Here is a 9,700-nt window from a genome sequence, read left to right on the forward strand (position 1 = left end):
GGTTCCGGGGCCGGCTGTGGGGTTCGGGCCTGTTTCCAGTACGCTCGTACTGCTTGAGCACGTGTCCCCCGAGAGGAGCGCCGGCCGATGGCGAAGATCAAGGTAAACAACCCGGTCGTGGAGCTCGACGGCGACGAGATGACCCGGATCATCTGGAAGCAGATCCGGGAGCAGCTGATCCTGCCCTACCTCGACGTCGACCTGCACTACTACGACCTGTCGATCCAGTACCGCGACGAGACCGACGACCAGGTCACCGTCGATGCCGCCAACGCCATCAAGGAGCACGGCGTCGGCGTCAAGTGCGCCACCATCACCCCCGACGAGGCCCGGGTCGAGGAGTTCGGCCTCAAGAAGATGTGGCGGTCGCCGAACGGCACCATCCGCAACATCCTCGGCGGTGTCGTCTTCCGCGAGCCGATCATCATGTCGAACGTGCCGCGGCTGGTCCCCGGCTGGACCAAGCCGATCATCATCGGCCGGCACGCCCACGGCGACCAGTACAAGGCCACCGACTTCGTCGTCCCCGGCCCCGGCACGGTCACCATCACCTACCAGCCGGCCGACGGTGGCGCCCCGATGGAGATGGAGGTCGCCAACTTCCCCGGCGGCGGCGTCGCCATGGGCATGTACAACTTCGACGAGTCGATCCGCGACTTCGCCCGCGCCTCCATGCGCTACGGCCTGGACCGCGGCTACCCGGTCTACCTGTCGACCAAGAACACCATCCTCAAGGCGTACGACGGCCGCTTCAAGGACATCTTCGCCGAGGTGTTCGAGAACGAGTTCGCCAGCGAGTTCGCCGCCGCCGGCATCACCTACGAGCACCGGCTCATCGACGACATGGTCGCCGCCGCGCTCAAGTGGGAGGGTGGCTTCGTCTGGGCCTGCAAGAACTACGACGGTGACGTGCAGTCCGACACCGTCGCGCAGGGCTTCGGCTCGCTCGGCCTGATGACCTCGGTGCTGATGACCCCCGACGGTCGCACCGTCGAGGCCGAGGCCGCCCACGGCACCGTCACCCGGCACTACCGGCAGTACCAGAAGGGCGAGAAGACCTCGACCAACCCGATCGCCTCGATCTACGCCTGGACGCGGGGCCTGGCCCACCGGGGCAAGCTGGACGGCACCCCGGCGGTCACCGAGTTCGCCAACACCCTGGAGCGGGTCATCATCGACACCGTCGAGGGCGGCCAGATGACCAAGGACCTCGCGCTGCTCATCTCGCGCGACGCTCCGTGGCTGACCACCGACGAGTTCATGAACGCGCTCGACGAGAACCTGGCGCGCAAGCTCGCCGCCTGATTCCCGCCGCATCGACCGAGCCCGCCGGCCGCCGACGCCGGCGGGCTCCGTCGTACCCGGCCGGCTGCTGCGTCACCGGCGGTCGGGCGGGTCGTTGAACGGGGTGGACGTGGTGCCAGTCGCGTCCACGGAGGGTTGACCGCGGTCGCCTCGCGGCACGAGTGCCGATCAGCCAGCCTTCCCGGCTGTCGTGCACAGCCAGCCGTCCCTTCCCTGCGGGGGGCCCTGTCCCGGGCCCCCCGCGCCCGGTCCTGGGCCTGCCCACGATCCGGAGCCGGCTTTCGGTCAGGCGGCGCGGAGCAGTTCGGCGGCCCGCTCGGGCGCGATGTCGTTGATGAAGACGCCCATGCCGGACTCCGAGCCGGCCAGGTACTTCAGCTTGTCCTTGGCCCGCCGGATGCTGAACAACTGCAGGTGCAGGTGCCCCAGCTCCCGGTCGATGCGGACCGGCGCCTGGTGCCAGGCCGCGATGTACGGCATCGGCACGTCGAACAGCGTGTCGAAGCGGCGCAGCAGATCCAGATAAAGCGGACCGAAGGCGGCTCGTTCGGCGTCGTCGAGCGCCGGGATGTCCGGCACCGGCCGGTGTGGCGCCACGTGCACCTCGAACGGCCAGCGGGCGGCTGCCGGCACGTACGCCGTCCAGTGTTCGTTGGCGACGACGATCCGGTCCCCGGCGGCGCGTTCGGCGGCGAGCACGTCGGCGTACAGGTTGCCGCCGCCGGTGCGTTCGGCGTGCCGGCGGGCGGCGGCCAGCAGCGACCGGGTGCGCGGGGTGACGAAGGGGTACGCGTAGACCTGCCCGTGCGGGTGGTGCAGGGTCACACCGATCTCCACACCCCGGTTCTCGAAGCAGAACACCTGTTCCACCCCGGGCAGCTCGCTGAGCGCCACGGTCCGGTCGGCGAGGGCGTCCAGCACCGTGCGGACCCGGCTCGGCGGCAGGCTGGCGAAGGAGGCGTTGTGGTCGTCGGTGAAGCAGACCACCTCGCAGCGGCCCTGGCCGGGTCGTACCGGAGTGAACGGGGTGATCTCCGCGGGCTCCTCGGCGATCCGCTGGCTGAGCGACGGGAAGCGGTTCTCGAAGACCGCCACGTCGTAGTCGGGAGCGGGGATCTCGCTGAGCCGGTCGCCCCGGGAGGGGCAGAGCGGGCACTGGTCGGCCGGCGGCAGGAAGATTCGGGTCTGCCGGTGCACCGCCACCGCCACCCACTCGTCGGTGAGCGGGTCGAACCGCAGTTGGGAGGCCGCTGGCGGGGGCGGCAGGTCACGGCGGTCGGACTGGTCGCGGACCGCGTCGTCCCGCTCGTCGAAGTAGATCAGCTCGCGGCCGTCCGCCAGCTCGATCGCCGTACGCTTCACCGCGCCTCCTCCGCCGCTGCCCGGCCCGTGCTCGTCACACACACCAGTTCACCCACCTTCTCGTCGAGTACCCGGCGCGCCTCGGCTGTCAACTGGTCGTCGGTGACCAGCACGTCGGCGGCGGCCAGACCGACGATCGAGGAGATGCCCACGGTTTCCCACTTGGTGTGGTCGGCCAGTACGACCAGCCGGTCGGCGGCGGCGACCAGGGCCCGGTCGGTCTCCGCCTCCATCAGGTTCGGGGTGGTGAAGCCGGCTCGTTCGCTGATCCCGTGCACGCCGAGGAAGAGCACGTCCAGGTGCAGCGAGCGGATCGCGTCCACGGCCAGCGGCCCGACGAGCGCGTCAGAGGGGGTGCGCACCCCGCCGGTGAGCACCACGGTGTGGTCGGGTCGCCCTCCGGTATGCAGGATCTCGGCCACCGGCAGCGAGTTGGTCACCACGGTCAGCCCGGGCACGTCGATGAGACGTCGGGCCAGTTCGGCGGTGGTGGTGCCGGCGGAGAGGGCGACAGCGGCGCCGGGGCGGACCAGCTCGACGGCCCGGGCGGCGATGGCGGCCTTCTCGGTGAGCTGGCGGACGGACTTGGCGTGGAAGCCGGGTTCGTCGGTGGAGCCGGGGCCGGCGACGGTGGCGCCGCCGTGCACCTTGGCGATCAGGCCCTGCTCGTGCAGGGTGTCCAGGTCGCGCCGGATGGTCATGTCGGAGACACCGAACTCGGCGGCCAGTTCGCTGACCCGTACCCCGCCGGTGGCGTGGACCCGGTCGAGGATGGCCGCCTGTCGTTGTCGCGCCAGCATCCGTCGCACCTCCAGCTCCCGGGCACCTCACGCGCTCGAACGCGTTCCAACAAGAACGAACACTAGCGTGCGGCGGGCAGCGGCGGAAGGCGGACCCCGCGGGTAATCAGGCGGACTGGAGTCGGGGCTCCACCCAGCCGATCTCGGTGAGCAGATGCATCACCGCCTGCACCGCCTCGTCCACCGTGAGGTGGGTGGTGTCGACCACCAGGTCGGCGTCGGTCGGCTCCTCGTACGGGTCGTCGATGCCGGTCATCCCGGTGAGCAGGCCGGCGCGGGCGCGGGCGTACAGGCCCTTGCGGTCTCGTTGCTCGCAGACCTCCAGTGGCGTGGCCACGTGGACCAGCACGAAACCCGCCCCCGCGGCGAGAGCCATCTCGCGGGCGGTCGCCCGCGCCTGCGCGTACGGGGCGATGGGGCAGCAGATGCCGACCCCCCGGTGCTTGGCGATCTCGGCGGCCACCCAGCCGATCCGGCGCACGTTCGCGTCCCGGTCGGCCTTGCTGAAGCCCAGCCCAGCCGACAGCTCCCGGCGCACGACGTCCCCGTCGAGCAGGGTCACCGTCCGGTCGCCCTGCTCGCGGAGCAGGTCCGCCAGCCCTCGCGCGATGGTCGACTTGCCCGAGCCGGACAGGCCGGTCAGGAAGACCACCAGACCCCGGTGCCGGCGCGGCGGACGGGCCCGGCTCAGCTCCTTGGCCACGGCCGGCGGCGTGTGCCACTCGGGCAGCGGGAAGCCCCGGTCCAGCAGGTCGTCGATCTCCGCCTGGCTGAGCGCCAGCCGCCGGTTGCGTGGCGGGATGTCGTCCCGCCAGCGCCACTGCCCGTCCCGGTTGTCGTAGGCCAGCTCGCGGGGGACCAGCACCCGCAGCCCCGGCCCGGAGAATGACTCGCCGGTGGAGAGCAGGTGGGTCACCCCGTACGCGGCGGAGATCCGGGCCCGCAGCAGCGCGTCGCTGATCTCGTCGCGGCGGCGCGGCACGGGCACCGCGACCAGGGTCGCCGGGGGCATCCGGTCGCGGGCGGCGAAGATCGCGCGGACCAGCGCCTCCGCGGGCAGGCCACCATGGCCGTCCTCACCCACCGGGATCATCACCAGCAGGTGCGCGCCCAGCGTGCGCGCGGCGTGCGCGATCTGCGCCAACTGCGGCCGGTGCAGTGGCCGGTCGGCGATCACCCCGAGCACCCGGCCCGGGGGCAGCAGGGCGCGGACCTCCTGCGGGGTGCGGCGCAGCCGCTGGAACGGGCCGTGCCCACCGTCGCCGAGCCGGCGGACCGGGCCGCCGACGCCGGCCACGCCCTCGCGGGCGGTCCAGATGTCGAGGATTTCCAACGCCGCCACCGGCGCGCCCTCGCCGTCGCTGAGCACCAGCGTGCGGCGGCCGGGGTCGGTCGGGTCGAGCCCGGCGGCGAGCGCCGCCGGCACCTGGAGGGTCACCGGCACCGGCCAGGCCGTGCCGTCGGCGAGCCGGCCGCGCCGTTGCAGGGACGCCAGGTCGGCCCGGGTCATGAAGCCGGCCAGCGGGGCGTACGCCCCGGTCAGCAACAACTCCAGGTCGGCCAGTTCACCCGGGCGCGGCGTGTACGCCGGCGCGTCCCGAAGCACCTCGTCGGGCAGCACCCACCCGTTGCTCATCCGTACCCCTCACTCGCTGGCCTGGCCGGCACACAGTTTCGCAGCCGACCGGCGATCGGTCGAGAGCGCCACTCCACTCCCGCCCGCGAGGGTGGCGCCGATCAGCCCGCCGGGGTCAGCGGGGCGGCGCCGAAGGAGACCGAGAACCGCTTGCACCAGATCGAGACGCTGGTCAGTCCGAGCAGGTCCGTCCCGGCGGGGATCCGGTACGCCTGGTCGCCGCGGTTGCCCTTCAGCCGGCCCAACTCGACCCAGCGGCCGTCGTCGAAGACATCCCAGCCGGCCCGGCCGGTGCGCACCGGTTGGTCGCTGAGCCAGACCCGCAGGTCCGGCCCGTTGGAGGTGGAGAGTCCGACCAGTTCCAGCCGGTGGCTCCCGTCGGCGGCCCGGACCACCCGGGCGGTGCCCGACGTGTCGTGTTCGTGGGTGATGAACTCGCCACGGCTGACCAGCACCGGCCCGGCCGGCTCCGCCGGGGCGGCGGGCGTGGCGGAGGTGGCAGGCGTGGCCGGCGTGGCGGACACGGCAATCCCGGCGGGGCCTGCCGACGCGGGGCCTGCCGGCGCCGGCTCGGCCACCTCCGACAGTCGTTCGTCCACCCGGTTGTCGGCCACCAGCTTCCAGGGCTGGAACCAGTACAGCCCGAAGGCCGTCCCGACGGCGAGGACGGCGACGGCGAGCCAGGTCAGCGGGGTACGCGGTAGACGGAGCATGCCGTCCAGTTTCGGGGGGACGCGCCCGTGAGTCACCTCATCAGCGGCTTACGAGACCCTTACCGTCGGCCCCGCCGTCCCCCGGACGGGTATCAGGGGCGAGCCGGGGCGATTCCTGATACCCGTCCTGGGGGCCGCTTCCTAGGCTGACGGTCGTGACACTCATCGCGACCGAGTCGCTGACCAAGAGGTACGGGGGCCGGGTCACCGCGCTGGCCGACCTGACCGTCGCGGTCGAGCCGGGAATCATCGGGTTGGTCGGCGCGAACGGCGCCGGCAAGTCAACCCTGATCAAGATCCTGCTGGGTCTGCTCGCCCCGAGCAGCGGGCGGGTCTCCGTGCTCGGCCTCGACCCGACCACCGATCCGGCCGCGGTGCGCGCCCGGGTCGGTTACATGCCCGAACACGACGCGCTCCCGCCCGACCTCTCCGCCGCCGAGCTGGTCACCCACCTGGCTCGGATGAGCGGTCTGCCCCGCACGGCGGCCCGCGAGCGGGCCTCGGAGGCGTTGCGGCACGTCGGCCTGCACGAGGAGCGTCACCGTGCCGTCGGCGGCTACTCCACGGGCATGAAGCAGCGGGTGAAGCTGGCCCAGGCCCTGGTCCACGACCCCGACCTGCTGCTGCTCGACGAGCCGACCAACGGCCTCGACCCCGCCGGCCGGGACGACATGCTCGCGCTGGTGCACCGCATCGGCACCGAGTTCGGCATCTCGGTGCTGGTCTGCTCGCACCTGCTCGGCGAGGTCGAGCGGATCTGCGACACGCTGGTCGCCATCGACGGCGGCCGGCTGCTGCGCGCCGGCCCGATCGCCGCGATGACCTCCGCCACCGACGTACTCGCCGTCGAGGTCAGCGAGGGCATGGAGGAGCTGGCCAGCCGGCTTGCCGCGCTCGACCTGCCGGTGACCCGGGACGGCCGGACGCTGCTCGTCGCGCTCGCCGACGAGGCCACCTACGACCTGATCCTCGGCGCCGTCGCCGAGTTGGACCTGCCGCTGCACCGGCTGGACCAGCGGCGGCACCGGGTGGCCGAGCTGTTCGCCCCGAGGGAGCCCGCCCATGTCTGAGCCGACCGGCGTCATCCACGACATCGGCTACCAGCGCTACACCGGCCTCCGGCTGGGCCGCCGGCACGTCTTCGGGGCGCTATGGCTGCACGGCCTGCGCACCATCTTCGGCCTGGGCCGCAGCGCCAAGGCGAAGATCTTCCCCTGGCTGGTGATCGGCATCGTCACCCTGGTGGCGGCCGGGCTGACCGCGGTACGCAGCCAGACCGGCCAGGTGGTGATGACGTACGCCCAGTTCGCCGACGCGATGAGCTGGCTGGTCATCTTCTTCGCCGCGGTCGCCGCCCCCGAGCTGGTCTCCCGTGACCTGCGCAGCGGGGTCCTGCCGCTGTACTTCTCCCGGCCGCTGCCACGCGGCGACTACGCGCTGGCCAAGCTGCTGGCGCTGGTGGCCGGGCTCTGGCTGCTGCTCGGCGGGCCGCAGCTGGTGATGTTCCTCGGCGCCGCCTTCACCACCGGCGACGGGCTCGGCGGTGTCCGCGACGAGCTGTTCGACCTGCTGCCGGGGCTGCTCTACGCCGGCCTCTGGGCGGTCGTCTTCGCCTCGGTCGGGCTGCTGGTCGCCTCGCTCACCGGCAAGCGGGCGTTCGCCGCCGGCGGCGTCGTGGCGGTCTTCCTGATGACCACCCCGATCGTCGGCGTGCTCTCCATCCTGCCCTCCCGCACCATCAACGAACTGGCCATGCTCGCCTCGCCGTCCACCGTGGTGCAGGGGGTCGGCCTGTTCACCCTGGGCGTCCAGCTGGCGCCCCCAGGGGCGGCCGACCAGATGATCGGCGACTTCGGCCCGGTGTACGCCCTCGGCGCGGTGCTGCTGGCGGCCGCCTGCGTCGCCCTGCTGCTGCTGCGATACCGGAAGGTGGCCGCCCGATGACCACGCTCAGTGCCGAGGCCACCGCCCCGGCAGTCACCACCAGCACCCTGACCCTCGCCGGCGTCTCCCGCTGGTACGGCAACGTGGTGGCCGTCAACGACGTCAGCATGCGGCTCGGGCCGGGCGTGACCGGCCTGCTCGGCCCGAACGGGGCGGGCAAGACCACCCTGCTGCACATGATGGCCGGGTTTCTGGCCCCGTCCCGGGGGACGGTGACCCTGGACGGGGAGCCGACCTGGCGCAACCCGCCGGTGTATCGGCGGCTCGGGCTGGTGAGCGAACGGGAGGCGGTGCACACCTTCCTCAGCGCGTACGAGTTCGTGCTGGCCAGCGCGAAGCTGCACCGGCTGCCCGACCCGGCGGCGGCGGCCCGGCGGGCGATCGCCCTGGTCGAGTTGGAGGCCGCGCAGGACCGCCGGATCGGCACGTACTCCAAGGGCATGCGGCAGCGCGCGCGGGTCGCCGCGGCGCTGGTGCACGACCCGCAGGTGCTGCTGCTCGACGAGCCGTTCAACGGCATGGACCCGCGCCAGCGGCTGCACATGATGACGCTGCTGCACTCCCTCGGCGACGCCGGCCGGACCATCCTGTTCAGCTCGCACATCCTGGAGGAGGTCGAGCAGGTCTCCGGCACGGTTCAGGTGATGGTGGCCGGGCGGCTCGCCGCCTCCGGCGACTTCCGCACCATCCGCCGGCTGATGACCAACCGGCCGCACGTGTTCACGGTCCGCTCCACCGACGACCGGGCGCTGGCCGTCGCGCTGATGGCCGAGCCCTCGGTGACGGGCGTCGAGCTGGACCGGACGGGACTGACCGTTAAGGCCGGTGACTACGGCGCGTTCACCCGCGCCCTGCCGAAGATCGCGTTGGCCCGTGGCGTCCGGGTCCGGCAGTTGCTGCCGGAGGACGAGTCCCTGGAGAGCGTCTTCTCCTACCTGCTGGAGGGTTGACCGGTGAGTGCGAGGAGTGAACGAGCGCAGCGAGTGAGCCCCACAGTCACGAACGAGAGGTTGACCGGTGAGTGCGAGGAGTGAACGAGCGCAGCGAGTGAGCCCCACAGTCACGAACGAAAGAGGCTGAGCCGTGTCGACCGTTACCTGGATCACCGCGCGGGGCCTGTTCGGCCGCCGCCGGTTCCTGATGTTGCTGCCGCTGCCGGCGGTGCTGGTGGGCCTCGCGGTCCTCTGCCGCTCGCTGGGCGTCGATCCGGCAGAGTGGGGGCCGCCCGTGCTGGTGGGGCTCGGCCTGGCCGTGGTGCTGCCGGTGGTGGCGCTGGTGGTCGGCACCGGCGTGCTCGGCGCCGAGATCGACGACGGCACGGTGGTGCACGTGCTGACGAAGCCGCTGCCGCGCTGGCAGATCGTGCTGCCGAAGCTCGCGGTCGCGACCGGGGTCAGCGCGGCCACCATCGCGGTGCCGATCGTCGTCGCGGGTGTGCTCGCCGACTCGGTACGCCTCGGCGTGGCGCTCGCCGCCGCCTCGGCGCTGGGCGCGCTGGCGTACTCGGCGCTGTTCCTGGCGCTGAGCCTGGTCACCCGGCGACCGGTGCTGCTCGGGCTGGTCTATGTGCTGATCTGGGAGGGGCTGCTGGGCCGGTTCGTCAGCGGCACCCGGGTGCTGTCGGTGCAGCAGTGGGTGATCACCCTCGCCGACCGGCTCGCCCCCACCGACCTGCTCACCGGGGCGGTCTCCGTTCCCGTGGCCGCCGTGCTGACCGCCCTGGTCGCGGTCGGCTTCACGGTCCTGGCGGTCGACCGGCTCCGCTCGTTCAGCGTGGCCGGCGAGACGAGCTGACCTTCGGCGCCGCCGAGGGCCTGGCGCTGCGGGCGGGCCTGGCGCTGCGGGCGGGCCTGGCGCTGCGGGCGGGCCTGGCGCTGCCGGCTGGTTCGCGAGATGCGGCAAAGTGCTGTCTCCATCCAATTGGAGGCAGCACTTTGCCG

At 72.4% G+C, this 9,700-nt stretch carries 9 protein-coding genes; 5 read left to right on the forward strand and 4 right to left on the reverse strand.

All coding sequences use genetic code 11. From position 1 onward, the window contains the following. Window positions 1-87 precede the first annotated feature (87 nt). The gene (locus E1193_RS26845; protein ID WP_132185967.1) at window positions 88-1,305 is read left to right on the forward strand and encodes an NADP-dependent isocitrate dehydrogenase; all 1,218 of its coding nucleotides are present in this window, start codon (window positions 88-90) and stop codon (window positions 1,303-1,305) included. A 285-nt stretch (window positions 1,306-1,590) separates the two neighbouring features. Here E1193_RS26845 and galT read toward each other — a convergent pair whose 3' ends face one another. From galT to E1193_RS26865, 4 genes are all read right to left on the reverse strand, one after another. Continuing rightward, on the reverse strand, window positions 1,591-2,667 hold the full coding sequence (gene galT / locus E1193_RS26850; protein WP_132185968.1) for a galactose-1-phosphate uridylyltransferase: 1,077 nt from the start codon (window positions 2,665-2,667) through the stop codon (window positions 1,591-1,593). Next, complete coding sequence (locus E1193_RS26855) at window positions 2,664-3,467, reverse strand: DeoR/GlpR family DNA-binding transcription regulator (RefSeq protein WP_132185969.1); 804 nt, start codon at window positions 3,465-3,467, stop codon at window positions 2,664-2,666. The genes galT and E1193_RS26855 overlap by 4 nt, the downstream gene beginning before the upstream one ends. Window positions 3,468-3,573: 106 nt before the next feature. Next, a complete protein-coding gene (gene cysC, locus E1193_RS26860) occupies window positions 3,574-5,103 on the reverse strand; it encodes an adenylyl-sulfate kinase (RefSeq protein WP_132185970.1) in 1,530 nt (509 codons plus the stop codon). 101 nt (window positions 5,104-5,204) lie between these two features. Continuing rightward, window positions 5,205-5,816, reverse strand: a complete 612-nt coding sequence (locus E1193_RS26865) for a DM13 domain-containing protein (RefSeq protein ID WP_132185971.1) — start codon at window positions 5,814-5,816, stop codon at window positions 5,205-5,207. Window positions 5,817-5,971: 155 nt separating this feature from the next. On the opposite strand from E1193_RS26865, the gene E1193_RS26870 reads away from it, so the two are divergent. The 4 genes from E1193_RS26870 to E1193_RS26885 all read left to right on the forward strand — a co-directional run bounded on the left by E1193_RS26870 (window position 5,972) and on the right by E1193_RS26885 (window position 9,554). Next, window positions 5,972-6,886, forward strand: a complete 915-nt coding sequence (locus tag E1193_RS26870; RefSeq protein ID WP_132185972.1) for an ABC transporter ATP-binding protein — start codon at window positions 5,972-5,974, stop codon at window positions 6,884-6,886. Further along, a complete protein-coding gene (locus tag E1193_RS26875; RefSeq protein ID WP_132185973.1) occupies window positions 6,879-7,760 on the forward strand; it encodes an ABC transporter permease subunit in 882 nt (293 codons plus the stop codon). Before E1193_RS26870 ends, E1193_RS26875 begins: the two co-directional genes overlap by 8 nt. Continuing rightward, window positions 7,757-8,710 (forward strand): ABC transporter ATP-binding protein, encoded by a 954-nt coding sequence (locus tag E1193_RS26880; RefSeq protein WP_132185974.1) that lies wholly within the window; start codon window positions 7,757-7,759, stop codon window positions 8,708-8,710. Before E1193_RS26875 ends, E1193_RS26880 begins: the two co-directional genes overlap by 4 nt. 133 nt (window positions 8,711-8,843) lie before the next feature. After that, a complete protein-coding gene (locus E1193_RS26885) occupies window positions 8,844-9,554 on the forward strand; it encodes an ABC transporter permease subunit (RefSeq protein WP_132185975.1) in 711 nt (236 codons plus the stop codon). Window positions 9,555-9,700 lie beyond the last annotated feature (146 nt).

It is taken from the genome of Micromonospora sp. KC606, assembly GCF_004348675.1.
In the GTDB taxonomy this organism is placed as follows: Bacteria; Actinomycetota; Actinomycetes; order Mycobacteriales; family Micromonosporaceae; genus Micromonospora.